The sequence below is a fragment of the Elusimicrobiota bacterium genome, assembly GCA_016788905.1.
Taxonomy (GTDB): Bacteria; Elusimicrobiota; Elusimicrobia; order FEN-1173; family FEN-1173; genus JADKHR01.
Genome location: JAEURZ010000010.1, coordinates 14,821 through 40,939, shown reverse-complemented (window position 1 = coordinate 40,939; position 26,119 = coordinate 14,821). Strand labels below are relative to the sequence as shown.

Genomic DNA, 26,119 nt, shown 5'->3' with positions numbered 1-26,119 from the left:
TTCCGCTAGCGCGGTCGCCTGCGTGGGGCGCCGTGTGCCATGGGGCACACGTTTGGCGCGCCCGGCTTCAGCCGGACTGGCCCCGAAGGGGAGGAGGCCGCTGGTTCAAGTCCAGTCACCCCGACCATTTGTGGTTTTAAGGAATGAGATCGGCTTTTTTATTGAGTTCGGCAAGGATTTCGGGAGTCAACAGTCTTGCGGCGTCTGGAAAGATTTCCCGTTCTTCCATTTCCATGTGACGTTCCAATCCCTCCGCGAAATGGTGCAGGGCGGATCGCCATTCCTCTCGTAGGTGAGACGACGGATTAACTGTCTCGGTGAGCGTGGCGTGGCGTTTGGCGACGGAGGCGTGTTCGTCTGTTCCATGGTCAAGATATTTTTTGACCGTTTCGTGCCGGACGTCTTCCGGGGAGGCTCGCTGAAGGCAAGGAAAGAGTAATTCTGCCTCCATCCGGGCGTGGCGTCGAAGTCGTTGGGTGAACTCCCGATCGACATCGGAAAGGATGGGAGGAGGCGCGCCCGCGGGAAGCCTTTCAGCTGTTTTTCGGGCCTCTTCCATGTGTTGACGAAAAAATCGGTGGTCTTCCAAAAACCGTTCGATAATCGACATGATGATTTATAAGGGTTAAATCGATTTATTTCAAGGGGAATAATTTGCTTACCGTACAGAACTTACACAAGGCATTTGGCCAACAGGTTATTTTTGAAGGGGTGTCTCTTCAGCTGAATGCCGGGGATCGTTTTGCTCTGATGGGGCCCAATGGCGCTGGGAAATCCACACTATTTAAAATTCTTCGTGGGCTCGACCTTCCGGACGAAGGGACCATCACTTTCCCCCGTGGGGTGCGGATCGGGTATTTACCCCAGGAAACCGCGGATTTAGGGGAGGGATCCGTTTTAGAAGAGACGCTCACGGGGGATCATTCCGCGGAGGTGACACCGGAACGGCGAACCGCCGAAGCCAAGAAAATTTTGATGGGACTGGGGTTCCGTGTGACGGATTTTGATCGGCTGGCTTCGACCATGTCGGGGGGGTGGCGCATGCGGGTCGCCATCGCGCGACTTCTCTTGCAAGAGCCGGATCTCCTGCTTTTGGACGAACCCACGAACCATTTGGATTTGGAGTCCCTCTTTTGGTTTCAGGATTACCTCCAACGCTCCAAAAGCTCTATCCTTTTGATTTCCCACGATCGTTCTTTTGTGAACGCGGTCGCTCAGGGCATCTTGGACCTGCGGGATCAAAAGATTTTCCGCTATGTGGGGGACTTTGAGAAATTCCTTTCCCTGCGACAAATGGAGCAAGATCAGTTGGTGGCGGCCTACAAAAAACAACAAAAAGATATCGAGGACGCCCAGGAATTCATTAACCGGTTTCGGGCCCAGGCGTCCAAGGCTCCCCAGGTTCAAAGTCGGATCAAGATGCTTGATAAAATGGAACGGATCAAAATCCCCCCCGAAATTAAAAAGATTAAAATTCATTTCCCGCAACCAAGTAAAACCGGGGTCAAAATGATGTCATTGAAAGGGGTGGCCAAATCCTACGGGGATGTGAAAGTTTACGAGAACGTGGATTTCGAACTGGAACGAGGCCAGAAAGTGGCGTTTGTGGGGCCGAACGGTGCGGGAAAGTCGACCCTGCTTAAAATGTTGGCGGGGGTACTTCCTTTCGATCGGGGAGAGCGAACGCTTGGGTTAAACGTGGAGTCGGGCTACTTTTCTCAACATCGGTGGGAAACCCTCACTTCGGGGAGGACGGTCCTTCAGGAAGCCATGGCAACGAAACGGATGAACCCGGACCTCCTGGTTCGAACGGTGTTAGGGACTTTTCTCTTTCGAGACAACGCGGTGTTTAAAACGGTGGACGTTTTGAGCGGAGGAGAAAAAAGTCGTCTGGCCCTCGCCCGACTTCTTTTGGATCCGCCCAATCTTCTCCTCCTGGATGAACCCACCACCCACCTGGACATGGCGAGCGTGGACGCGCTGGTGGACGCCCTTCACAATTTCGAGGGCTCGATTTGTTTTATCAGTCACGATCTCTATTTCGTGAACGCCTTGGCCAACCATGTGGCCCATGTGGATCAGGGCCGGGTCAAACTGTATACGGGGAACCATGACGATTTCCTCCGGTTGTCGGCCCGACTCTCGGCGGGGGATGATGGGGTAAAAAAAGCCGTGGTGTCCGGTAAGACCTTGGGCACACCGACCTGGGTGAAGTCGTCTTCCGACGATTTGAAAAATATTCGGGAAGCCGAAAAGGCTCGTTCCAAACGGCGAAAGAAACGGAACGCCCGTCTCCGAGAGGTTGAAGAAGAAATAGAGGACCTCAACCACCAAATGAGTTCCGTCTTCATTCAAAGCGACTACCAAAAGCTGACGGAGTTGGATTTGGCTTTAAAGAAGTGTCAAACGGAATTGGCAGAGATTCAGACCGCGCTCAGCCAAGACCAATAGGGGAAACGTCTCCGTCGCATTGACAACCCGGGGGGATGTGATAAAATGAGCCGAATCATCGTGAGGAAAACAATGAAAAAAATTGCATCTTTATTCCTGTTGCTTCTCCTGTTGGGAGTTTTTAACGCCCAGGCGGGGGCTCCCCTGATGGAGGTCATTGACGTGCCCACCGCGGAAGTCCTTGATCGCTATGGATTTGATTCTTCTTACCGATTCTATTCCGAAGGCGGGGTGTTGGTCAAAACCCATTTCGGTGTTTTCCCACGATTGAACGTGGGGTTCGGGTTGGACGCCGATGGGTTCGTCGGGAACGAATCGGTGGATTTGCATAAACCCACCCTGAATGTTCGGTTCCGTTTTTTCGATGGACAGAGAAATTTGCCGGCCCTGGCTTTGGGGTATGATGGGCAGGGGCTCTTCTTTAATAAATCCACCGACAAATACGCCCAGCGGGAAAAAGGGCTGTTTTTGGTGGGGAGCGGAGAAATCATTGTTCCAGATTTAAGCCTTCATGGGGGCATAAATGTGTATGATTTCACCGAAGATCACGTGTATGGGTTCATGGGTTTCCGCTATTTGTTCCGTGATGTGGTGGCTTTGAATGCGGAGTGGGACAACATCCGTGTGGGGCGGGACAGCCGGCTGAACGTGGGTTTGGGGTGGTGGATGACCCCCAGCTTTGCGGTGGAGCTTGCCGGTCGCGATTTAGGCGGGCCGCGCCGCCGGCCTGAACGCATTGTTCGTTTGGTTTATTCGGGAGGTTTTTAAGGAGGATGACAACAGCCTTGGCCGAACACACAACAACTTTTAAAGGGTTTGATTTCGAAAAACCCGTTTTGGATCTGGAAGAAGAGCTTCGGGAATTAGAGAGGGCGGGTTCTGAAGATCCCTCCCTTGACTCAACGGCCCAGAAGGACCGCCTTCTTAAGCGTTTGGACGAGGTCCGTCGTGAGGTTTATGGGACCCTTCTTCCTTGGCAACGGGTGCAGATGGCCCGCCATCCGCGCCGCCCCTACACTCTGGATTATATTGAACACCTTTTTACAGGGTTTATCGAGTTGCACGGCGACCGTCATTATTCTGACGATAAAGCGATTGTCGGTGGGTTGGCTTATTTGGAAGGGCGGCCTGTTGTTGTCATGGGCCACCAAAAAGGGCGAACGCTTCAGGACTCCATGGCGCGAAACTTTGGGATGCCCCATCCGGAAGGATATCGGAAAGCGCTCCGTTTGATGAAACTGGCCGATAAGTTCAGGGTTCCTATTGTGACCTTTATCGACACCGCGGGGGCCTACCCTGGAATTGGAGCTGAAGAACGGGGGCAAGCCACCGCTATTGCGGAAAACTTACGTGAAATGTCCCAATTTAATGTCCCGATCCTCACCTGTGTGATTGGCGAAGGGGGATCCGGCGGCGCTTTGGCGCTGGGAGTCGCGGACCGAATTTTAATGTTGGAGAACGCTTACTATTCCGTGATCTCTCCGGAAGGGTGCGCTTCAATCCTTTACCATGACGCGTCAAAAGCTCAAGAAGCCGCTCGGGCCCTTAAAATTACGGCTGTTGATTTGAAAGAGTTGGGGGTGATTGATGAAATGATTCCCGAACCTCTGGGGGGGGCCCATCGCGATGTGGACGTCGTGATGGCCACGGTGAAGGGAACTCTCCTACGCCACCTGGCTGAAGTTCGCGCCATCCCTTCGAAGGATCTGTTGAACAAACGTTACGAGAAATTTCGTGTCATTGGCCAATTTTCAACGACCGATAAGGCACGAGTGGCACCTGTTCGCACCAAAAAATCCCCATCCCCAAAAAAACGTTCTAAAACTTGAGGAGGATCTACCGATGAGCACCGTTCCTGAATCCACAGCAAAAAAAGTCTCTGTTGCCGAGTTGTTGGGCAAAGACGCTGAAAATCTTCTCACCTATAAAGCGAAAGTTCCCGCTTCCCGATTGCATTTGCCGGGGGCGGACCATGTGGATCGCGTGTGGGCCTACTCCGATCGCAAAGTCCCGGTTCTTCGCAACTTACAGAATTTGATTGATAGCGGTCGCATGAAAGGCACGGGCTATGTGTCCATTCTTCCCGTGGACCAGGGGATTGAACATTCTGGCGGGGCGTCCTTTGCGCCGAACCCGGACTATTTCGATCCGGAAAACATTGTGAAATTGGCCATGGAGGGGGGGTGCAACGCGGTCGCTTCCACTTACGGCGTTTTGGGTTCGGTGGCTCGGAAGTTTGCCCACAAAATTCCCTTCATGTTGAAAATCAACCACAACGAACTCATGTCCCTCCCGCAGGTCCCGGACCAAACCATGTTCACGAAAGTGAAGCAGGCCTTCGACATGGGATGCACGTCCATTGGGGCGACCATTTACTGGGGTTCCGTGGAGAGCCGTCGTCAATTGCAGGAAGTTTCCGAAGCTTTCGCCCAGGCCCATGAACTGGGAATGTTCACTGTCCTTTGGTGCTACGCCCGGAACAATGCCTTCAAGACCGCGGAGAAAGATTACCATGTGTCTGCGGATATCACGGGTCAGGCCAATCATCTGGGCGTGACGATCGAAGCCGACATCATCAAGCAAAAGCTTCCGGAAAATAACGGGGGATACAACGCTGTGAAATTCGGGAAAACCAGTCCCAAGGTTTACTCGGATTTGACCACCGATCATCCCATCGACCTTTGCCGTTACCAGGTTATGAATTGCTACATGGGACGCGCCGGACTGATCAACTCGGGGGGGGAATCCAAGGGAGCCTCCGATTTGGCCGACGCCGTTCGCACGGCGGTCATCAACAAGCGCGCCGGGGGCATGGGCCTCATTTCTGGTCGGAAAGCCTTCCAGCGCCCCATGAAAGAAGGGGTGGGCCTGTTGAACGCGATCCAGGATGTGTATCTGGACAAAACGGTTACCATTGCTTAAATAATTCTTCACTGTCCGCACGACCCTCGCGCGCCGATCCTGAATTGAGGACGGCGCGCGAGCGGTTTGTGTGGTGTCGCTCACTCCACTGAGGTCTAAATCCATGCCAACCCTAAAATCCGAACTTCAAATTGAACGATCCAAATTTAAACCCACCCTCCCGATGGTGTTGCGATCTGGACCCACCGGTGTTGTTCCGCGGTTGGGGCGTCCGACACAAAGTCTGTCGGATCAGGCCGCGTTGAAAGCTATTTTTCCCCAGACCTACGGGCTCCCTTTGGCGAAGTTGACGAAGGGACGCAACGCTTCAATTGGTAAAAAAGCACTTCGGTTGGGAGTGGTTCTTTCCGGAGGGCAAGCGCCGGGGGGGCACAATGTCTTGGCGGGCCTTTTTGACGGATTAAAGCGGGCGAACCCGAAAAACAAATTGATCGGTTTCCAGGGAGGCCCTTCAGGAATTCTGGAGAATAAATGGATCGAAATCACCGCGGGCATTGTGGACCAGTACCGGAACACCGGCGGGTTCGATATGATTCAATCCGGGCGAACGAAAATTGAATCCCCGGAACAATTTACCGCCGCAAAGAAAACGCTGGAGACCAACCGATTGGATGCCTTGGTGGTGGTGGGGGGAGACGATTCCAACACCAACGCCGCTCTCTTAGCGGAATATTTCAAAGCGGAGGGGCTTTCCCTGAGCGTGGTGGGGGTTCCGAAAACCATTGACGGGGACTTGAAGAACGATGACATCGAAGCGTCTTTCGGGTTCGACACCGCCACTAAAATCTACGCGGAAGTGGTGGGGAATATTTCACGGGACGTGCTCTCGGCCCAAAAATATTGGCATTTCATTCGTCTGATGGGGCGGAGCGCGTCCCATATCACTCTTGAGGTCGCTTTGAAAACGCGGCCCAACGTGGCCTTGATTGGCGAAGAGGTATTGGCCAAGAAAATGACGTTGGCTCAAGTGGTGGACACCGTGGTTCAGGCTGTGACTCTTCGTGCCAAGGCGAAAAAGAACTATGGGGTTCTTTTGATTCCCGAGGGGCTCATCGAATTTATTCCGGAAATGAAAGAACTCATTTCCTCCTTGAATGACGTCCTCGCCGCAAACGAGTCCCGCTTGTCCTCGGTTGCGAATTTTGACGAAAAGCGGGCGATCGTGGCGGCCGCCTTGCCGGCGCCCTTGGCGGACCTTCTGAATTCGCTTCCCGCGGGGATTCAAGCCCAACTGATGTTGGATCGGGATCCTCACGGGAACGTTCAGGTGTCCCAAATTGAAACCGAGAAATTGTTGGTGGAGATGGTGAAGAAACGTTTGTCCCTGTTAAAAAAAGAGGGATCGTTCGTGGGGAAATTCTCCGCCATCACGCATTTCTTTGGCTACGAGGGGCGCTGTGGGGCCCCGTCGAACTTTGACGCCACCTATTGTTACGCGCTCGGGTATAACGCCGCGGTGTTGGCCTTAAACGGTTTGACGGGTTACGTGTCGTCCATTAAAAATCTCACCAAACCTTCCGCCCAATGGGCTCCGGGCGGGGTTCCGCTCACGATGATGATGAACGTGGAACGCCGAAAGGGAAAAGAGAAGCCTGTGATCCAGAAGGCGTTGGTGAAACTTGACGGTGCGCCGTTCCGCGCCCACGCCAAACTTCGGGATTCCCTGGTGGCGGAAGACGGTTACGTTTACCCGGGACCCATTCAATATTTTGGTCCAGCGTCGGTCACGGACCTCACGACCAAGACTCTTCAGCTGGAATCTTAGGGGGATCAGAAGGACCCCTCATCCCCCCTTCGGGGACCTTCTCCCACAGCGGGGAGAAGGAAATTCAAACAGCTTCCATCCAAAAAAATGGGAGCACTTTCGGATCAGCAGCACTTAGACGGTCCGAAACAGCGGCTCTGCCGCCCCAGGTGACCGGAGCACTTAGACGGTCCGAAACAGCGGCTCTGCCGCCCCAGGTGACCGGAGCACTGCGACGGTCCGAATCCGGCGGATGGGATTTTGAAAGATGGGTTAGCGAATTCTATTACTCCCTCTCCCCCCGCGAAGCGGGTGGGAGAGGTGGCCCAACGGGCCGGTGAGGGGGGGGGATGGGCCGTGCTTCACCCGATCGTCCATGGCTAAGAATTCAGGCGCGTCGTTTACGGCGCGAACAAACCGACGCAGAAAAACGCCTTTGGTCCCTTCTCCGATCTCGGCGACTGAGCGGCTATAAATTTCGTCGTCAGCTGATTCTTGGGCCGTTTATAGCAGATTTTTGTTGTGTGGAGAAAAGGCTGATTGTTGAACTCGATGGTGGGCAACACGCTGAGCGAACAGAGTCGGACAGTCAAAGAACATCCGATCTCGAAGCTCGCGGGTTTCGGGTTCTTCGGTTTTGGAATATGGATGTTTATGATCACGCGGAGATTATTTTAAATAAAGTGGAGGAGGCATTAAGCCCCCCTCACCGGCACTTTGTGCCACCTCTCCCACCCGCTTCGCGGGGGGAGAGGGATTAAGACAATCATTGAGGAAAGATCGTTATGATCCATGAGATGGATTTTCGGGTTTCTTACGCGGACACGGATCGGATGGGCGTTGTTTATTACGCCAATTACCTGGTTCTCTTTGAGCGGGGTCGGACAGAGTTTATGCGTGAACTGGGGATTCGGTATCGTGATCTGGAAGAGAAAGAGATTTATCTTCCGGTCATGGAGACGAAGGTGAACTATTTGGCTCCGGCCCATTACGACGACCTGATTAAAATTCGTTCCCGCATCACGGAGCTGGGCCGTGCCTCCCTGACGTTTTCCTATGAGCTGGTCAACGTCGATTCCGGGAAACCCATGGCCATGGGGTATACGAAACATCCCTTCGTGAACAAATCCTGGAAACCGGTCCGGGTGCCCCCATCGGTTAAAGAAATTCTTCTGAAGGCCATGGACCCCACTCCGGTGAACGGAATCTGACCCGATGGTGAAAGCACGGGAATCGGGGGTGTTGTCCTTGAGCGGCTCGGTTGTCCCGAAATCAACGGAGACTGTTTTGGATGGGGAACCCGATCATTTGGGGCACCGCAAGCGCCTTCGGTTGCGGTGGGAAACCTCCGGTGGGAAAGGGTTTGCCGATTATGAAATACTGGAACTCCTCCTTACGTATGTATTTTCCCGTTGTGACACCAAACCCTTGGCCAAAAGATTAATGGAAAAGTTTGGATCTCTGAAAGGTGTGTTGGACGCCACGCCGGACCAATTGGCCCAGGTCGACGGTGCGGGGGGTGGAACAGGATCCTTCGTGTCCTTGATTCGAGGCGTGATGGAGCGTTATTTTGAAACGGAAGCCCGTCAGTCGGATTTGCTGAATTCACCCGAGGCCGTTTTGGCCTATTGTCGGGCGTCCCTGGAGGGATTAAAAAACGAAGTTTTTGAAGTGATTTATCTTTCCACTAAAAACCGAGTCCTTCGAAAGGAGCGTCTTGCGGAAGGGACCATTGATCAAGCGGCTGTGTATCCGCGCCGTGTGGTGGCGGGCGCCCTGGCGGCCAACGCGGCGGGTTTAATTTTCGTTCACAATCATCCGTCCGGTGACCCCACCCCGTCGCCGGAAGACAAGCGTTTGACCACCCTGTTGGCCCAAGCGGCCAAAACGGTGGGGATCACGGTCTTGGATCACATTATTGTGGGAAATGGACGATCGTTCAGTTTTCGGAATGTGGGGCTCTTGTGAAATTTTTCCGTTGGTTATCGTTGTGGGGGCCCGTGATTCTTTGGGCGGGTGTCATATTTTTTATTTCCGCTCTGCCGGATCAGCGGACCGTGGGATCGGAACTCCCCGAACTCATGATTCGAAAGTTTGCGCATCTTTTTGAATACGGTCTCTTGGCCTATTTGTTGGCGCGGGCTCTGGCCGGGACCGGGTGGCCTGTTCAGCGGGTGTTATGGGTGGGGTTGTTGCTCTGCGTCCTCTATGCCGCTTCCGATGAATGGCACCAAACCTTTGTTCCGGGACGGTACGGTAAAGTCCGGGATGTGGCGTTGGATTCTTTGGGCGCGGCACTGGTGCTTTCCGTTTTCGTGCGCTTTCGGATGTCCCGTACGTCGGAAGGAACGAAAACGGGACAATAAATATCTGTATACATCGCCGGCAATTTTCCGGTATAATTGCCGACATGCTTAACAGATTATTATCTCCTCCTCGAGCGTCGGCTTTCCTTTTCGGTCCGCGGGGAACCGGGAAGTCGACGTGGTTGAAAGCCCAAGGCCCGAAAGGGATCTCCTACGACCTGTTGGATGCCCAGAAATCCCTCCGTTTGGGGAAGGAACCGGGACTCCTGTACCGGGAACTGGTTGGGAAAAAACCAGGATCCTGGATTATCCTCGATGAAATTCAGAAAGTCCCATCCCTTTTAGATGATGTTCACCGCCTCATGGAGGAAAAACATTTTCGGTTTTTAATGTCGGGGTCCAGCGCACGAAAGCTCCGACGGGGAGCAGCCAATTTGCTTGGGGGGCGGGCGATTCCGCTCAGCCTGTTCCCCTTGGTTTCCCGTGAATTGGGCCATCGGTTTGATGTCGAGCGGGCTCTCCGGTTTGGAACTCTCCCCCTGTCTTGGCACAGTGAAGATCCAGCCACCTTTTTGAGGGGATACACCCAAACCTACCTGCAGGAAGAAGTCAAAAGCGAGGCTCTGACTCGAAACTTGGGTGGTTTTGCTCGTTTTTTAGAAGTGGCGGCTCGCCAAAACGGGCAGGTCACCAATGTTTCAAATATTTCACGAGACGCGCTTGTGGCTCGACAAACCGTACAGGGTTTTTTTGAGGTGTTGATCGATACCTTGATGGGGTTTTGGTTGCCGGCCTGGAAATTAAAACGGGCCACCAAACAAGCGACACATCCTAAGTTTTATTTTTTTGATCCCGGGGTGGCCCGTGCTTTATCGGAGCGGGCCGCCTATCCGGTTCAGCCGGAGGAAAAAGGATTTCTGGTTGAAACGCTTCTCCTGAGTGAACTGCGCGCCTATCTTTCCTATCACCGCCTCCATTATCCCCTGTCGTTCTGGAGAAGTCACGATGGGGTGGAAGTGGATGTTCTCTTCGAAACCCAACGTGGATATTTGGCCCTGGAAATAAAAAGTGCTTCAAGGTGGGAAGACCGCTATGGACAGGGTCTGCGTCGAATCCGGGAGGAACTGGGGTCGCGGGTAAAATGCTTAGGTGTCTTTTTAGGAGATCGAGATCGCGTGTCTTCCCACGGGGATGTTTGGACGGTGCCCCATTTTTTAACCCGGCTCTGGGATGGGGAAATTTTTGAATAGTCAAAACCTCTCCGCTTTTTCCATTCTCTTCCATTGACCGATTCGGATCTTTGCCCCCATTTTGGGGTTTGCGGGGGGTGCGCCACACAAGATCAAGCCTACGGGGATCAGTTGGCGTTCAAAGAGGATTTGGTGCGACGTGTGCTCGCTCCCTTTTCTCCCGCGGCTTTCCTCCCAATTCTTCCTTCCCCGGATACCGTTTATTACCGCAATAAAATGGAATTCGCGTTTGGTGGGTTGAAGGATCAACCGCCGCTCTTGGGACTTCGTCAGAAAGGGAAATTCGATCGAATAGTCGATCTGACCGAATGTCGGCTCCAATCCCCGGAGGTGGGGCCCCTTCTTGCGGCGGTACGGGCCTGGGCCATTCAAGAAAAACTTCCCACCTATCATTTAAAATCCCACCGGGGTTTCTTACGTTACCTTGTGGTGCGGGAAGGGAAGAACACGGGGCAACGGATGGTGTGTTTGGTCACCAGCGAGGGGGAAATCCCTCGGGAATCTTTCTTGGCGGCCCTTCGGTCTTCCGAAGCGCGGGTGGACACGGTGGTCTGGAGCGTGAACGCGGGCTTATCGGATGTGGCGTGGGGGGAAGAACGGGCGGTCCTTTTGGGACCCGGTTTTATCGAAGACAAATTGGGGGATCTGACTTTCCGGATATCGCCCCGGACATTTTTTCAAACCAATACCCGGGGGGCGGAACGACTGTATCAGGTGATCAAAGGAGGTCTTCCGACCTCTGGGGGAACACTTTTTGATCTTTATTGTGGTTCTGGATCGATTGGGCTCTATTGTGCGGATCGCGTGAAGCACGTCATCGGGATTGAACTCAATCCCCAAGCCGTGGCGGATGCCCGATCCAACGCCGAATCTTTCGGGGTTTCCCAAACGGAATTTCACGCCATGGATGCCTCCACGTTTGCTCAATCAGCGGAATTCCTGGAAAGGTGGAAATCCCCCGGCGCCCGGGCGGTCTTGGATCCGCCCCGGCCGGGACTTCAACCCGATGTGAGAAAACTTTTGCTGGACCACCCCATTGAACAATGGATTTACGTGTCGTGCAATCCGGAATCACTCGCGAAGGATCTGGTTTCTCTCGCGTCGACCTACCGCATCGATAGTGTTCAGGTGGTGGACCTTTTTCCGCACACGCCCCATGTGGAAACCGTTGTGTTTTTGAATAAAAGGGAAAACCTTTCAAAAAGGTAAAGAGATTCGAATTACGGAAGTTCGCCCAACTGTTTGAGGGCTTCTTTGAGGTCGGCGTCGTGTTTGTGGCTTTCGAGTTTGGCGGTGAGGCTGTACGCGCAGGGGACGACGAAGAGGGTCAGGAGCGCGGAGACCAAAACACCACCGATGATGACGAGGGCCATGGGGACCCGGGTTTCGGCGCCCGGGCCCAGGGCCAGGGCGGGGGGAATGGCGGCGGCCACGGTGGCCACTGTTGTCATGAGAATGGGGCGAAGTCGAATGGGACAGGCTTCCATGAGGGCGTCTTGTACATTGAGACCTTTTTTGGTTCGCCGTTCATTGGTGAAATCCACCAGCATGATCGCGTTTTTCTTCACGATACCCATTAAGAGCACAATCCCAATCATACTGAACATGTTGAGCGACTGGCCCCCGAGCCAGAGGGCCAAGACGGCGCCTGTAACACTAAAGGGGAGCGCGATCAAGACCAACGCGGGGTGAATGAAACTGTTGAATTGGGACCCCATGACCATGTAGGCGATGAGCACGCCCAAAACCAGGGCGACCACGAGGCCCAGGAAGGCTTCTTGAAACGTTTCTGAGGCGCCGGTGAAAACCATCTTCACGCCTTCTGGAACGACCTCTTTTTCGATTTTCCGCATGGCGGCCATGGCGTCGGCCTGGGATTTTCCCGTGGCGACGTTGGCAAAAAGGCGAATGGCTCGAGAGCGATTTTCCCGGGTGATGGTAAGCAGTGTTTTTCGTTCTTGGACCGTGGTCACGTCGGTTAAAGGAACCACCTGGCCGCGGTTGTTCCGCACGCTGATTTTTTGGATGTCGGAGGGGTTGTCCCGATAGCGTTCGGGGAACCGAACCCGGATGTCGTAGCGTCGTCCTCCCCGGGAAAATTTGCCCACCCGTTGACCGCCCAGGGTGGCATTGACAACCTCTCCAATGGCCGAGATACTGACGCCGCGTTCCGCCGCGGCCTTGCGGTTTGGAAATATTTGGACTTCCGGCATGCCGAGTTCGTAGTTGGAATCGACATCCACCATGAGACCTGTTTCGATCATCCGGGTTTTGACTTTTTCGCTGACCTCCGCCAGTTCGTCCCAGTCTCGGCCTCGCAGCGAGAGGTCCACGGGAAACCCGGGTTCCGCGCCGCCTCCGGCCACGGAGAGGTCTTGCAAAAGAGCTTTTTCAACGCCAGGGAGCTTGTTTAATTCGTCCCGGAAAATGTCCATGAGTTCCTGTTGGGTGAACGATTTTTTCCGGCCCGAGGGAACAGGGCGATCGTTCGGTTGCTTGAGGGTAATAAACATGAAGGCGGAGTTGATTTCACCGCCTTCAAAACCGCCCACGGCGGCGTAGTACCGTTCCACTTCGCCGCGCGAAAGGGTGAAGTCTTCCGCTTTTTTTAATGTTTCATCGGTAAAAGCCAAGGAGGACCCCACCGGGGTTTGCAGGCGTACGAAAAGCATGCTTTGGTCTTGGGGAGGCATCAGCTCTTTCTTAATGGGTTTGAAAAGGTAGAGAGAAGCGGAAAAAAGGACGATCGAAAGGACCACCACTTTCCATCGATTTCGCAGGCAGAGTTGCAACGCGGTGGTATACCCCTGGGAGAGAACACCCATGAGCCGATCCATCCCTCGGGAAACGATGCCCCCTTGGCCCACTTCCAGAAATTGGGAACAGCGCATGGGAGCTAAGGTGAGGGCTTCTAAAAGGGAAAGCATGACGGCCACCGAAATGGTCATCCCGAACTGGAAGAAATACTTGCCAATCACCCCTTTGATAAACACCACGGGGACGAAGATGGCCAGGATGGCCACTGAGGTGGCCATAGCGGCGAAATAGATTTCCCGCGCGCCCAAGATGGACGCTTGCACCCGTGGTTCGCCCATTTCCCGGTGCCGAACGATGTTTTCCAAGACCATGATCGCGTCGTCCACAACGACACCGACGACCAGGGTCAGGCCTAAAAGGGTAAACGTGTTTTGGGTGAACCCCAGCATTTGGAGAATAATGAAGGTCCCCAGAATGGATGTGGGGATCGCCAGGATGATGTTCATGGCGGAACTCCATGAACCCAAGAAGAGCCAACAGATGAGGGAGGTGAGGGCCGCCGCAAGAATGAGGTTAAAGTTCAGCTCGTGGGTGGACTGTTTCACAAACGCTGTGCCGTCAAAGTTGACCGCCAAGAAGATGCCTTCCGGAAGGGTTTTTTGAAGGGCTTCCACTTTTTTGATGACGCGTTCGCCCACTTCCACCATGTTCGCGTTCCGCTGTTTCAAGATCCCCAACCCCACGGCGGGTTTCTGATTGACGCGGGAGATGGCTCGGGCGTCGGCCAAGCCGTCTTCCACCGTGGCCACGTCTTTCAATCGGAACGGTCGATAAACCGGTGCTCCATTTCGGGTGGGAATAATGAGGTTTTTGAATTCCGCCGGGTCCGAGATCTCCCCCATCACCCGGAGGTTCCATTCTACCGTGGGGGAGGTTAAATACCCCGCGGGTCTTTCGCTGTGTTCACTTTGAACGGCGGCCACCACGTCCTGGACGGTGATTTCCGTGTCTCTCATTTTTTGAGGATCCAACCACACCCGCAGGGACGGTTCCACATAGCCACCCAGGAAGACGTTTCCGACACCGGGAATGGTGGTGAACTCTTGTTTCAGGTTGTCCCGCACCAACTCCATCAAGTAGCGCAGGGGCCGGTCTCCCGAAACCGACAACCACATGAACGGCTGATCCTCTGGATTGAACTTGGCAATGATTGGGGGATCCAAATCTTTCGGCAGGTTGAATTGGGCCTGGGAGATGGTGCTTTGAACTTCTTGGAGGGCCACATCCACATCCGTTTTTAAATCAAATTCGATAATGATGGACGCTTGGCCAAGCCGGGACGTGGAATTTATTTTCTTCACGCCCTTGACGGAGGTAACGGCATCTTCAATCACGTCCACCACGTCTGTTTCCATCACTTCGGGTGAGGCCCCTTCCCAGCGGGTCATCACGCTGATGATGGGGAAATCCACATCGGGCAACTGACTTTTTCCAATGGAGAAAAAGCTGATGATGCCAAAGATGATCATCCCTGCCATGAGCATCCAGGCAAACACAGGATTTTTTATGGCGATGTCGGAAAGTTTCATGGTAAGGTCCCCGTGGCGACCCCTAAGGCCACCTGCCGACGTTGGGATTCCACGCTCGCGTCATCCAGGGCGCGTTTGGCGGCTTGCATTAAGTTCATGGCGTTCAAAACGTCGAGATTGGTCACCAACCCGAGCCGGTATTCTCGCCGTTGGGCTTCGTAACTTTTTTGGGCGGTCCGGTAGGCTTCCGCCAGGGGCGGGGCTTCGTCAAGAGAGGACGTCCAAGCGGCGTAGGCCTTTTTAACGTCGCTTTGAACGCTCCGTTCCGCTTGTTCCAATGTCAATTGGGCTTGTGTCAGGATGGAGCGGGCTTCGTTCACGCGGGCTTTGACGGTTCCCCCCTGGAAGAGGGGGACGTTCAAGTTCAGCATCACGTCCCAATGGATGGAATCGTAAACCGAGGGCCGTTGGGTGTAATAATTTCCCGCGACCTTGGCGCTGGGCCAGTAGGAACCCTTTTCGTAGCGAACCCGAAGCGCTTGGCCTAAAATTTCCTCCCGTTGGGCTTCCAGGTCTGGCCGTTGGGCGGCCAGGTTTAAATAGGTGTTCAAAGGGGATGGGGGATCTCCCCTCTCGGGAGGGGAAATTGGGAGAGGGCCCAGGTTCTGGCCGAGCAAGAACGTGAGGGTTTCACGGGCCACGAGGATTTGTCCCTTCAAGTGAACCTGGACGGCTTTCAAGGCGGCCAGTTGCGATTCCGCGCTCAAGACTTCTCCTTCCCGGGACTTGCCGAGCCGGAAAAAGGATTTCAGTTCGTCCACTCGTTCCTGGGCTAATTTTACAGAAGTGGTGCCGTTGGCCTGGGCGGTTTCCAGAGACAAAATATCGAAATAGGCCTGGGCGACCTCGTTATAGAGTTGAAGTTCCGATTGACGCAACCGCCACTGGTCCCGGGCTTGCTGTTTCTTAAATCCGGAATAGGCGGAAAATTCTCTCAGGCCCGTAAAAAGGGGTTGCTCCAGCATGAATTTGGATTCCACTTGATTTTTTTCCTGCCCCTCGCCCAATAACCCGGAATTCATTCCGCTGCTCTCCTGTCGGATGTCTCTCCAATCCCAGGAAAAGCGGGGAAAAATACCCCCCAGGGCCGCCTGGGCCTGGAGCGCGGACTGACGGATGGATTCTTTCTGGCGTTTGAGCGGCTCACTTTTTTCAGCGGCAAGCTGGTAACAGTACTTCAGGTCAAACGCCTGCCCTGTTCGTGGGGACGGCAGATCGCCCGCTCTCGCAGAGATAGAGAACGCGATAAGAAGTGGAACAAAACGGATCGTTCGATTCATGATCGGACACATTCTATCTAAAGCGGGGATTCCTTGCAGGTATTAAATAAACTCCCATCCCCACGTTCTGGGGTTTCATCTGGTATAATGCGCCTTCCAGCCATGGCCCTCGATCCGCAACTCCTTGATACATTGAATCCTCCTCAACGGGAAGCCGTGACCCATGGGGAAGGGCCCCTGCTGATTTTGGCCGGTGCTGGGTCGGGAAAAACACGGGTCATTACCTTCCGGATCGCTCATTTGTTGTCGGAGGGCGTTCCGGCTTGGAACATTCTTGCCGTCACCTTTACCAATAAGGCGGCGGCCGAAATGCGGCACCGGGTGGACGAGCTTACGGGCGGGGCGGGGCGGGGGGTTTGGATATCCACGTTCCACGCTTTTTGTGCCCAGTTTCTCCGGGTGGAAGCGGCCGCGGTGGGGTTGGACCCGCACTATGTGATCTACGATTCCAACGATCAGGCCCAGGTGTTGAAAGAAGTTCTCCGCGAATTGAAATTGGACGAGAAAAAATACAAACCAAACCAGGTCTTGGGTGTTATTTCCCGTGCCAAAGATGACCTCCTGGACGCGGAATCCTACGCGATCCATGCCATGGCTCAAAACGATCCTTTTCGCCAAGTGGCTGCCACTCTTTACGGGCACTACCAGAAAAAACTGATCCGGGCGAACGCTTTGGATTTTGGTGACCTGATCCTGCGCGTTTCGGTGGCGTTGCGGGACAATATCCCTCTTCGGCAGAAATACCAGGCCCGGTTCCGCCATGTGATGGTGGATGAGTACCAAGACACCAATCACGCCCAATATTTGTTGGCGAAACATTTGGTGGCTCCTCCCAAGAATCTCTGTGTGGTGGGGGACGATGACCAATCCATCTACTCTTTCCGTGGGGCGGATGTGCGCAATATCTTGGAATACGAGCGGGATTATTCTGGAGCCAAAGTGGTAAAGTTGGAGCAGAATTATCGCTCCACGCAACCCATTCTGACCGTTGCCCACAACGTGATCTCCAAGAATAAGTTCCGGAAAGACAAACAATTGTGGACAGACAAAGGGGAGGGAGAGCCCGTTCGGTTTCAGGAATTTGCGGACGAACTTCAAGAGGCGGGGTTTATTGCGCGAGAGTCGGCCCGGTATTTGGCCGAGGGCCGGCGGCGGTCGGACATCGCTGTGTTTTATCGCACGAACGCCCAGTCTCGGGTTTTGGAAGATGCGTTCCGTCGGGAAAATATTCCCTACACGCTGGTGGGAAGCTTGCGGTTTTACGAGCGGATGGAAGTAAAAGATGTTTTGGCCTATTTGCGCGTGGCGGTGAACCCGGCCGATTCTGTAGCGGTCAAACGCATCATTAACGTCCCGACGCGGGGGATAGGGAAAACGACCCTTCAGGCGCTGGAAGCAGATGCCGCCGTCCGTGGTGTCAGTTTTTATGACGCGGTCACCGTCATGGCCCAGAATCCCGAGGCTCCCTCCGGTGCCCGGGGAAATTTAAACAAGTTTTTGGATATCATGAAGTCCTTGCAAGCCGCCCTGCCCACGGGCACGGCGGCTTTTATGGTTCAAACCGTCTTAGAGTCGGCGGGTTACTGGGCTTATTGGGAAGAACAGGCTGGGTCGGACCCGGAAGCCGCGCACCGACTGGACAACCTGCAGGAACTGGTGAACGCGGCTAAAGAATTTGAGGAAGCCATGGAAGACAAAACTGTGGCGTCTTTCCTCGAGAAGGTTTCATTAGCTTCGGGGCTGGATGCTCTTAAGGAAGATGGCGGCTCGGTCACTCTTATGACGGTTCATTTGGCCAAGGGCCTTGAGTTTCCCATTGTCTATGTGACGGGTTTGGAAGAGGGGTTGTTCCCCATCGGTGAATCTTCCTTTGATGAAAAAGAGTTGGAAGAGGAACGGCGGCTGGCTTACGTGGCCATCACGCGCGCCCGGGAACTTTTGACGCTGACCTCGGCTTCTTCCCGTCGTATTTATGGGAGGTCCCACTGGAACGTCCCGTCCCGATTTGTTACCGAAGCGGGGTTGATCGAGGCTCCCATGCCCCGGGCTTCCACGTCTTCTTCTTGGGGGCAAGAGTCACGGGGCTTTTCCCCATCGCGGGGGGCCACCGCCCCCGCTCCGCTGGGGTCCTATGATCCCGATGAGGACGCCACAGTTCCCACACTCGCCAAGGGCCCCAATCCCCTTCGTTCGGGACAACGGGTTCGCCATCCCCTCTTTGGGGAAGGAAAGATCTTGGACAAATCCGGGACCGGGGAAAACGTTAAAGTCACGGTCCTCTTCGATTCCGGAGCGCGAAAACAAATTTTAGCCCGCTACGCCAACTTCGAGCCCGCTTAACTTTTTTAAAAATTTCCTAAAAACGTGACTCAGTGGAGGGAAGGATGGTTCAAATGGAATTTTCAGAAGCTGAATTCAGGAAGTTGCTTGAAATGGTTTGTTTGGCCGATTGGGTGAAAAACGCACACGCGGAACCCGATTCAACGGTGAATCCGTATTCCCTTGAACAGAAAATATATAAAGAGGCCAAGGCGGCGGGGTGTGGAGACTGGGTGACCTTCAACGGAAAAGAGAACGTCTATGTCCCCTCGCAAAACTTGGAGGAGAAGTTTCACGGGGTATTGGACGAATACAATGATGAGACCTTTTGGGAAGAATTGGTCACCCGAATGGCGATTCGGGATGTGGAGGAGGACAAAGGTCAAGACGCTTTAGAAAAGATGTCCCCGGATCAACAGTTACGGGCCCTTCGTCCCTTGGAAGAAAGATACCAGGCCGAAACGGAAACCCATGGAATTGATCGGTTGGAGATCGTGGAGTCCTAGGTATATAAGTCCGGGTTCAGTTTTATCATTCCCATGTTTCTCGTCGGATGAATTTTTGGACCAGTTAACCCGATACTCATCTAGAGATCCCCTCCCAAAGGCCTCCGCGAGGAGGCAGGGATGGTGGAAGAAATGGTGAAGAAGGCGAAGCGGAACGCGGGATTTACACCCACGATTTTGACACAACCTCCCCTAAATGCTGGAGTATAAAACACTGTAAATCGGAGGGATCTCTTGTTGAAGAGACGGAGGGGACGGCTTTTCTTTGGGTGGGTTTGTTTCTGGATTTCGGTTTGCTCTGGAGTGGGTTGGGGGGGCGAGGTTCGGTTTGTGCCGGCTCGGGAATATTTTCAGACGGTTGAATCGGAACTAGGGCAGGCGACTTCCTCGATTACGGTTTGTCTTTACTCCTTTACCTTTCGGCCCCATCAATCGGAGTCGCCGGTGTTTGCATTGGCTCATGCCCTCAAGAGAGCCCATGATCGTGGGGTTCATGTGGAAGTTCTTCTGGATCAAAACATCGATTTCTTGGGAACGGGGGATTTGTCCGAAGGGAAGAACACGCCGGCTTATCAATTCCTGCGGGCGCAGGGGATTCCCGTTTATTTCGACAGCCCGTCCACTTATACCCATTCGAAAGTGGTGGTGATCGACGGAATAACCGTTCTTTTGGGATCCTCCAATTGGACGGATTCGGCTTTTAACCGGAATGTTGAGGCGAACGTCATCGTTCGGTCCACCGACGTGGCGCGGGATGTCTTGGCCAGCGTTCGGGCTATCCCCCAGCAGGACCCCTTGCCCCAGAACGAAAGGGAAGGCGTGGAGGTGCCGGGGGCGTTTCTCGAAAAGCCGGACCTGTTTGGGCGTATGGTGAGGCGGCAGGACGCGCGGGCGTTTGATCTGTACCTGTTTCTTCTCAAAGAGCAGGCCACCCGGGACCTTCCCTTTGGGGTTTCCTTCTTATTGGATGATTTGAAACTGGCGCAAGCGTTGGGAACCTCCACGCGAAAACCTTCGTCTTATCGTCGTGAAAATAGGAAAATAATGACGAAACTTCAGAATTCCTATGGGCTTCTCTCCTTCACACCGGGCCCCCATCACGTGGCGGTGAGTCTCACCCCTTGGTCTGGCCCACGTTCGGCCTTTATCCCTCTGCCCTATTGGTCTTTGGGCTGGGATCGGGAACTCCTTTTTCGAGAAAAAAGTTTTTATCTCGTTTCTCAATATGAGTCCGCGGTGTCCACGCGTCGTCCCCGGTGGTCGGTGGCGCACAAGGTCTTAACCCGTCGTTACGGGGCCTCGCGTTGGTTTTTTGGTCAGGGAGCCACAGGGCTTCGGCGGCGGAACCTGTTGGAGATTGAATACGCGCCTTACACGGGAGCGGATATCCCTCGGAAGCCGACTTTTTACACCCCCAACGCGCTTTACGACCCGTTGGAGTTGAAAAAAAAGATGCAATCCCTCTCCTTGCGCTATGGGGACGAGGCGTTTGACCGGGCCCGGAAGGCCGCCGCCGAGGTGTTTGAAGATTCCGATGTGAAGGGGATGGAACAGTTGATTCGTTTGGAAAGCCAATATGGGCGGGAACGGGTGGATGCGGCGGTGAAAATTATCGAGAAAAAGAACCCGGACAGTCCTTTGCGAAACTTGGGTTATCTCATCGGGACCATTCGGAAGTTGGAGTGATAGGGCTTTAGGTTGCTTCAAAAAAGACTTGACAAAATCTGTAGACATGGCATAATGAAGGCCGTAAGATTGAAGTTTGGCTTCCGGTACGTCGGTGGAACATCATCGTAACAGGCCGTGTGGACAAACGTCCTCGCGGCTTTTTTTCGCGTGAGATTCGCTCAGGAATGCGCTTCAGAAACTATCTTACATGGACGGTGATGTTTCAATGAAAGGCACAGTGAAATGGTTCAACGCATCCAAAGGGTTTGGTTTCATTACCCCCGAGGGTGGTGCGGAGGACGTGTTTGTACACTTCTCGGCCATTCAAGGGGAAGGCTACAAGTCCCTGAATGATGGTCAAGCGGTGGAGCTCGAGGTGACCAAAGGCCCCAAAGGCTTGCAGGCCGCCAACGTTCGCCCGTTGTAACCAATAGGCTTCGTTAGGAAAGGCTCCCATCGGTTTTGCCGGTGGGGGCCTTTCTCTTTTTTTAGGTATAATGTGTCCCCTATGAAAAACAAACAAACCACCGTTTCCTTGGGCTCCATCAAAATTTCTAACGACCGTCCGTTTGTCCTCATCGCGGGGCCTTGCGTGGTTGAAAGCGAAGCGCTCACGTTACGGATTGCCGCCCGACTTCACGAGATCGGTCGCCGGTTGCGTGTGCCTGTTATCTTTAAGGCTTCTTACGATAAGGCCAACCGCTCTTCTTCCACTTCTTTTCGCGGGAGGGGGGCTTCGGAAGGGTTGGCGGTCTTGGCCAAAGTCAAACGGGAGTGGGGCTTGCCCATCCTGACCGATGTTCATTCCGTTTCTGAAATTCCGGCCGCAGCGACGGTGGCGGACATCTTACAGATCCCCGCTTTCCTGTGCCGTCAAACGGATTTGGTGGTGGCCGCGGCCCAATCGGGTCGGGTGATCAACGTGAAAAAGGGACAGTTCCTCTCCCCTTGGGACACAAAAAATATTGTTGAGAAAGTGCGGGACGCGGGGTCTGATCGTTTGCTTCTCACCGAGCGTGGGGCCTCTTTCGGTTACAACAATTTGGTGGTGGACATGCGGAGTCTCGATGTGCTGCGGGGGTTCGGATCGCCGGTGGTGTTTGACGCGACCCATTCGGTTCAGTTGCCAGGGGGGAAAGGTACGGCGTCGGGTGGGCAACGGGAGTTTATTTATCCCTTGGCCCGGGCCGCTGTGGCGGTGGGGGTGGCGGCGGTTTTTATGGAGGTGCATCCTGACCCCGAAAAAGCGCTTTCCGATGGTCCCAACGCGGTTCGTTTGGCCCATGTGCCGGAACTTTTGAAACGGCTTCAAGCCCTCGACCGGGTGGTCAAAGGGCGCGGGTTCACCCGCAACAATTTCCTCTAGAGAGGGTTCCATGAAAAAATACGACTCCCCGAAAATGCCCTCTGCCCCTGGGGTGGCACCTCTGACCGCACCGTGGCGGCCCACGTGGCGGTGGCATTTGAAAGCCCTGGTGGGCATCTATGTGTTCTGCGCTATTTTTTATTTGGCCGTCGACAGGTGGCTTTCTTCGCTCCCGGAGCCCTACGCGTTGCGGGACATCCCCGTGGAATTGACCCCCTGGTTAAAAAAGTAGTTTTGAAATGAAAAAACCCTCCCCTCAATCGGCCGCGCGCTGGCTGGCCCGTGCGCGTCGAACCCTTCTCATTGAATCTCGCGCGGTGGCCGAACAAGCGCGCCATTTGGACCGGTCATTTCTTCAGGCGGCGGAGCGTCTGATTCGGACCCGGGGTCGTGTGGTGGTCATGGGCATTGGAAAATCAGGACTGATCGGGCGAAAATTGGCCGCCACTCTATCGTCGACTGGAACCGCGTCGTTTTTTGTTCATCCCACGGAGGGGTTGCATGGCGATGTGGGGATGCTGCTCCCTGGAGACACCGTTCTGGCGTTGTCCCATTCCGGTGAAACGGAGGAGCTGAAAAAAATTCTGGGGACGCTACGGACCTTGCGGGTTTTCCTCATTGCCATGACGGGGCGGCCCCGCTCTCCGTTAGGGCGCGCGGCCCAGGTGGTGATCAACACCGCGGTCTCCAGCGAAGCCTGTCCCTTCAATATTACCCCCACCGCTTCGACCACGGCCATGTTGGCCCTAGGCGATGCCTTGGCTCTGCTCGTTATGGAAATGCGGGGGTTTGGTCGGGAAGACTTTGCCCGCTTGCATCCCGCGGGGACCTTGGGAAAAAAATTGACGCTCCGGGTGGGCGATTTGATGCGGAAGGGTTCGGATAATCCTCTTGTTCTGGAATCCCGCCGGGTGGACGATGCTTTGGCCGTGATGACGAAGACCCGGTTGGGGGCCGCCTCGGTGGTGGACAAACGCGGCCGGTTGGTGGGGGTGTTTACAGACGGAGATCTTCGGCGGAAACTGCAGGAGGACCCGGCCTTGCTCACCCGGACCCTTTCGTCGGTCATGACCCGCCGGCCCCGGACCTTGTCACCCGAAGAGTTGGCGTCCGATGTGGCCATCCTCTTTCGGAAGTTTGGGTTGGACAATTTCCCCGTGGTGGACGGACGGAAACGACCCGTGGGCGTTTTGGACGAAAAAGATCTTCTGGAGGAAGGACTTGTCTCTTAAAAAATCGAAGCGACAGATTTTAACGACCCGGGCGTTGCGCGCCCGCGCCCGCGCCATCCGGTTGTTCGCCATGGACGTGGATGGCGTTTTGACCGAGGGATCCATCATTCTTCTGGAGTCAGGGGAAGAAATTAAGTTTTGGAACGTGAAGGACCGAATCGCTTTCTTCATGTTAAAAAAGTTCGGAGAACGGTTCCGTCTGGCCTGGATCACGGGACGCAAATCCCGCCAGGTGGAAGCCCGCGCCAAAGAAGTGGGGGTGGCTGTCCTTCATCAGAACTGTGATCACAAAGGGATCGCGCTCGAGTCCACCATGGCGGACGTGAAAGTCAAAAGTTCGGAAACCCTTTTCGTGGGGGACGATTTGGTGGACTTGCCCGCCCTGCGGCGGGCCGGGTTGGCGGTGTGTCCCGCTGACGCGCATCCCGAAATTAAAAAAGTGTGCCACTGGGTGACGCGGGCGGCGGGCGGACGGGGTGCGGTGCGGGAGGTGGTTGATTTCGTTCTGGAATCCCAAGGACTTCTGGGGCCGTTACTGGAACACTATGAGAACCCGGACCGTCGGCCGAACCCGTAACGTCGCGGCGATCGTGTTGGTCTCCTTGGCGGCGTGTGGGAGGGGCCCGGTCACGTCTCGCGAAGCCGATCCTGGCGGTGGACCGCCGGATCAGACGTTGGGGAAATTTTCCATGGACTCTTTTCAGGGGGGCACGCACCATTGGACGTTGTTTTCCCCTCACGCCGATCTTTTTGATACTGAACACCGGGTGGATTTGGAGACGCCTCAAGTCCAATTTTTCACGGAGGGACGGCCCAGTTCAACGGTCACCGCCGCCCAGGGGCGTATGGACACCGCGTCAAAGGACTTTTGGGCGGGGGGCGGGGTGGTGATGGTGTCCGCCCAAGGCGTTCGCCTGGAGAGTGATTGGGTTCAGTATGAAAAGGCGGCGGATCGTTTTGTGTCCACCGCGCCTGTCACTGTGACACGGGGGCGATCGGTGGTCAAGGGGATCGGGTGGGAGGCACGGTCGGACCTTTCGGATTTGGTGATCCGGAACCAACGGGGAGAAATTGCCCCGGAAGACAATCGGATTTTTAAAAAGAAATGAACCAGGCCTCTTTTTTGGGGGGGGCGCTGATTATGGCTCTCGGGTTGGGAGGGGGCGTTTTAGCGGCGGAGAATCCAGTGGTGGTGTCCACGGATCTTCCCAAGACCATCATCACGAGTGAATCGGCTCGGGTGATCGGGAAAGGTGAATCGGTGGAGTTTCTGGGCAAAGTGACGTTGACGCGGGGGAGCGATTTTTTATCGGCGGATCGTCTGGTTACGGAAGAAAAGAACACGTTCGCTCGTGCGTGGGGGAGTGTTTTTTTTCGACGGGAAAGTTCGGACCAGCCGGTGCTGTGGGAAGCCTGGGGAGACCGGGCGGTTTACGACACGCAGACCGCTTCCGGGACCTTGTGGGGGAAGGGCCGTCCGGCCCGGGCGCGGCGGACGCCGGAAGTGAAGGGTCGTGTGTCCGGGGGGACCGTGGATATGGAATCCCCTCAGATCACGTTGGCTCGGGTGGAACGATCCACCTCTTCCGCGGGGGTCTCCGCTGGGGTGGTTCAGGGAAGTGGCGGGGTTTACTTAAGGAGTGTCGAACGGGGACCGGTCGATCGGCTGACAGAGTTATGGTCCGACCGAGTGGATTTTGATGGCCCGTTGGATCGGTTTCGGCTGGAAGGCGCTTTCGTTCCTTGGTCGGGAATGGCGGTTCCTGGGGGCCCTCCCCCCGCGTTGGATCGACCTTACGCCCGGCAGATTCACGGGTGGGATAAGCGGGAGTTAAGGGGCCTCCTCATCGATATGCATCCGACGGATCGGCGTCTGGTGGTGGAAAAAAGGGTGCGGGCCGATCTCCTGTATGAATCCGCTGTGACGACTCCCGCGGGGGAATCAAGGGAAGGAGGGAACACCGGTGTCTCTAATCGCTGAAAATTTAAAGAAGGCCTATGGCGCGCGCCTTGTGGTGGACGGTGTCACCGTGGAGGTCAATCCCGGTGAAATCGTGGGCCTTTTGGGGCCCAACGGGGCTGGGAAGACAACCAGTTTTCATATGGCGGTGGGGCTGCTTCGTCCGGACGGGGGCCGGATTTCAATCGATGGAAAAGATGTTTCAGACCTCCCGATGTTTAAGCGGGCTCGGGCGGGGTTGGGGTATCTGGCTCAAGAACCCTCCATTTTTCGACGGTTGTCGGTCCGTGATAATCTGGACGCCATTTTAGAGCATCTTCCCTTAACCCCGGAGGAAAAAGTCGCCAAACGTGATGGGCTTTTGTCCGATCTGGGGTTGACCCGATTGGCCAAGCAGATGGCCTACACCCTTTCGGGGGGAGAAAAGCGTCGGACGGAAATCGCTCGAGCGTTGGTGACCGACCCGCGCTACCTGCTCCTGGACGAGCCGTTTGTGGGAATTGACCCCTTAGCGGTGAACGATATTCAAGAGGTTTTAGGTCAACTGAAATCAAAAGGGCTGGGTTTGCTGATCACGGACCACAATGTTCGGGCGACCCTTGAAATAGTCGATCGGGCTTACATCATTCACGCCGGACGCATTCTGGTCCACGGAGGGGCCCACGATCTGATGAAATCTCCGGAAGCTCGGCGGCTCTATCTGGGTGAAAAGTTTCGGTTATGACCCTGAAATCAACGGCTTGAAATTGACACTCTTCCGTTGTAAATG

Annotated in this window: 25 protein-coding genes; 22 read left to right on the top strand and 3 right to left on the bottom strand. The window is 54.8% G+C overall.

What is annotated here, in order from left to right; all coding sequences use genetic code 11:
• Positions 1-136: 136 nt before the first annotated feature.
• The gene (locus tag JNK54_05785) at positions 137-610 is read right to left on the bottom strand and encodes a hemerythrin domain-containing protein (GenBank protein ID MBL8023778.1); all 474 of its coding nucleotides are present in this window, start codon (positions 608-610) and stop codon (positions 137-139) included.
• Between the two features lie 44 nt (positions 611-654).
• Between JNK54_05785 and JNK54_05780 the strand changes: the two genes are divergently transcribed.
• The 11 genes from JNK54_05780 (at position 655) to rlmD (ending at position 11,882) form a co-directional block, all read left to right on the top strand.
• Positions 655-2,451, top strand: a complete 1,797-nt coding sequence (locus JNK54_05780; protein MBL8023777.1) for an ABC-F family ATP-binding cassette domain-containing protein — start codon at positions 655-657, stop codon at positions 2,449-2,451.
• Positions 2,452-2,523: 72 nt separating this feature from the next.
• Positions 2,524-3,219 (top strand): hypothetical protein, encoded by a 696-nt coding sequence (locus JNK54_05775; protein ID MBL8023776.1) that lies wholly within the window; start codon positions 2,524-2,526, stop codon positions 3,217-3,219.
• A gap of 5 nt (positions 3,220-3,224) precedes the next feature.
• Positions 3,225-4,280, top strand: a complete 1,056-nt coding sequence (locus JNK54_05770; GenBank protein ID MBL8023775.1) for an acetyl-CoA carboxylase carboxyltransferase subunit alpha — start codon at positions 3,225-3,227, stop codon at positions 4,278-4,280.
• Between the two features lie 13 nt (positions 4,281-4,293).
• Positions 4,294-5,373: a class I fructose-bisphosphate aldolase gene (locus JNK54_05765; GenBank protein ID MBL8023774.1), complete on the top strand. Its 1,080-nt coding sequence runs from the start codon at positions 4,294-4,296 to the stop codon at positions 5,371-5,373.
• 103 nt (positions 5,374-5,476) lie between these two features.
• Positions 5,477-7,138: a diphosphate--fructose-6-phosphate 1-phosphotransferase gene (locus tag JNK54_05760; protein ID MBL8023773.1), complete on the top strand. Its 1,662-nt coding sequence runs from the start codon at positions 5,477-5,479 to the stop codon at positions 7,136-7,138.
• 329 nt (positions 7,139-7,467) lie between these two features.
• Positions 7,468-7,878, top strand: coding sequence for an endonuclease domain-containing protein (locus JNK54_05755; GenBank protein ID MBL8023772.1), 411 nt, complete (start codon positions 7,468-7,470; stop codon positions 7,876-7,878).
• 24 nt (positions 7,879-7,902) lie between these two features.
• Positions 7,903-8,328 (top strand): acyl-CoA thioesterase, encoded by a 426-nt coding sequence (locus tag JNK54_05750; protein ID MBL8023771.1) that lies wholly within the window; start codon positions 7,903-7,905, stop codon positions 8,326-8,328.
• Between the two features lie 4 nt (positions 8,329-8,332).
• Positions 8,333-9,085: a DNA repair protein RadC gene (gene radC, locus JNK54_05745; GenBank protein ID MBL8023770.1), complete on the top strand. Its 753-nt coding sequence runs from the start codon at positions 8,333-8,335 to the stop codon at positions 9,083-9,085.
• Entirely contained in the window at positions 9,082-9,483 is a 402-nt protein-coding gene (locus JNK54_05740) for a VanZ family protein (GenBank protein ID MBL8023769.1), read from the top strand. Before radC ends, JNK54_05740 begins: the two co-directional genes overlap by 4 nt.
• A gap of 44 nt (positions 9,484-9,527) precedes the next feature.
• Positions 9,528-10,673, top strand: a complete 1,146-nt coding sequence (locus JNK54_05735) for an ATP-binding protein (protein ID MBL8023768.1) — start codon at positions 9,528-9,530, stop codon at positions 10,671-10,673.
• Positions 10,674-10,706: 33 nt separating this feature from the next.
• Positions 10,707-11,882 (top strand): 23S rRNA (uracil(1939)-C(5))-methyltransferase RlmD, encoded by a 1,176-nt coding sequence (gene rlmD / locus JNK54_05730; protein ID MBL8023767.1) that lies wholly within the window; start codon positions 10,707-10,709, stop codon positions 11,880-11,882.
• An 11-nt stretch (positions 11,883-11,893) separates the two neighbouring features.
• Here the strand turns inward: rlmD and JNK54_05725 are convergent, their stop codons facing one another.
• A complete protein-coding gene (locus JNK54_05725; protein ID MBL8023766.1) occupies positions 11,894-15,019 on the bottom strand; it encodes an efflux RND transporter permease subunit in 3,126 nt (1,041 codons plus the stop codon).
• Positions 15,016-16,299, bottom strand: a complete 1,284-nt coding sequence (locus tag JNK54_05720) for a TolC family protein (protein ID MBL8023765.1) — start codon at positions 16,297-16,299, stop codon at positions 15,016-15,018. Before JNK54_05720 ends, JNK54_05725 begins: the two co-directional genes overlap by 4 nt.
• A gap of 102 nt (positions 16,300-16,401) precedes the next feature.
• Here JNK54_05720 and JNK54_05715 point away from each other — a divergent pair, with 102 nt between their 5' ends.
• From JNK54_05715 to lptB, 11 genes are all read left to right on the top strand, one after another.
• Complete coding sequence (locus JNK54_05715) at positions 16,402-18,639, top strand: UvrD-helicase domain-containing protein (GenBank protein MBL8023764.1); 2,238 nt, start codon at positions 16,402-16,404, stop codon at positions 18,637-18,639.
• Positions 18,640-18,692: 53 nt separating this feature from the next.
• Positions 18,693-19,124, top strand: a complete 432-nt coding sequence (locus JNK54_05710; GenBank protein ID MBL8023763.1) for a hypothetical protein — start codon at positions 18,693-18,695, stop codon at positions 19,122-19,124.
• 237 nt (positions 19,125-19,361) lie between these two features.
• Complete coding sequence (locus JNK54_05705) at positions 19,362-20,810, top strand: hypothetical protein (GenBank protein ID MBL8023762.1); 1,449 nt, start codon at positions 19,362-19,364, stop codon at positions 20,808-20,810.
• Between the two features lie 208 nt (positions 20,811-21,018).
• Positions 21,019-21,219, top strand: a complete 201-nt coding sequence (locus JNK54_05700) for a cold-shock protein (GenBank protein ID MBL8023761.1) — start codon at positions 21,019-21,021, stop codon at positions 21,217-21,219.
• A gap of 81 nt (positions 21,220-21,300) precedes the next feature.
• Entirely contained in the window at positions 21,301-22,158 is an 858-nt protein-coding gene (gene kdsA / locus JNK54_05695; protein MBL8023760.1) for a 3-deoxy-8-phosphooctulonate synthase, read from the top strand.
• A gap of 10 nt (positions 22,159-22,168) precedes the next feature.
• Positions 22,169-22,390 carry a hypothetical protein gene (locus tag JNK54_05690; protein MBL8023759.1) on the top strand — a complete coding sequence of 74 codons (222 nt, stop codon included), beginning with the start codon at positions 22,169-22,171 and terminating at the stop codon, positions 22,388-22,390.
• A gap of 7 nt (positions 22,391-22,397) precedes the next feature.
• Positions 22,398-23,390, top strand: coding sequence for a KpsF/GutQ family sugar-phosphate isomerase (locus JNK54_05685; protein ID MBL8023758.1), 993 nt, complete (start codon positions 22,398-22,400; stop codon positions 23,388-23,390).
• On the top strand, positions 23,380-23,967 hold the full coding sequence (locus JNK54_05680; GenBank protein MBL8023757.1) for an HAD hydrolase family protein: 588 nt from the start codon (positions 23,380-23,382) through the stop codon (positions 23,965-23,967). The genes JNK54_05685 and JNK54_05680 overlap by 11 nt, the downstream gene beginning before the upstream one ends.
• Positions 23,936-24,499, top strand: coding sequence for an LPS export ABC transporter periplasmic protein LptC (lptC, locus tag JNK54_05675; protein MBL8023756.1), 564 nt, complete (start codon positions 23,936-23,938; stop codon positions 24,497-24,499). Before JNK54_05680 ends, lptC begins: the two co-directional genes overlap by 32 nt.
• On the top strand, positions 24,496-25,371 hold the full coding sequence (locus JNK54_05670; protein MBL8023755.1) for a hypothetical protein: 876 nt from the start codon (positions 24,496-24,498) through the stop codon (positions 25,369-25,371). The genes lptC and JNK54_05670 overlap by 4 nt, the downstream gene beginning before the upstream one ends.
• Positions 25,355-26,074, top strand: a complete 720-nt coding sequence (lptB, locus tag JNK54_05665) for an LPS export ABC transporter ATP-binding protein (GenBank protein MBL8023754.1) — start codon at positions 25,355-25,357, stop codon at positions 26,072-26,074. The genes JNK54_05670 and lptB overlap by 17 nt, the downstream gene beginning before the upstream one ends.
• The last annotated feature ends 45 nt before the right edge of the window (positions 26,075-26,119 follow it).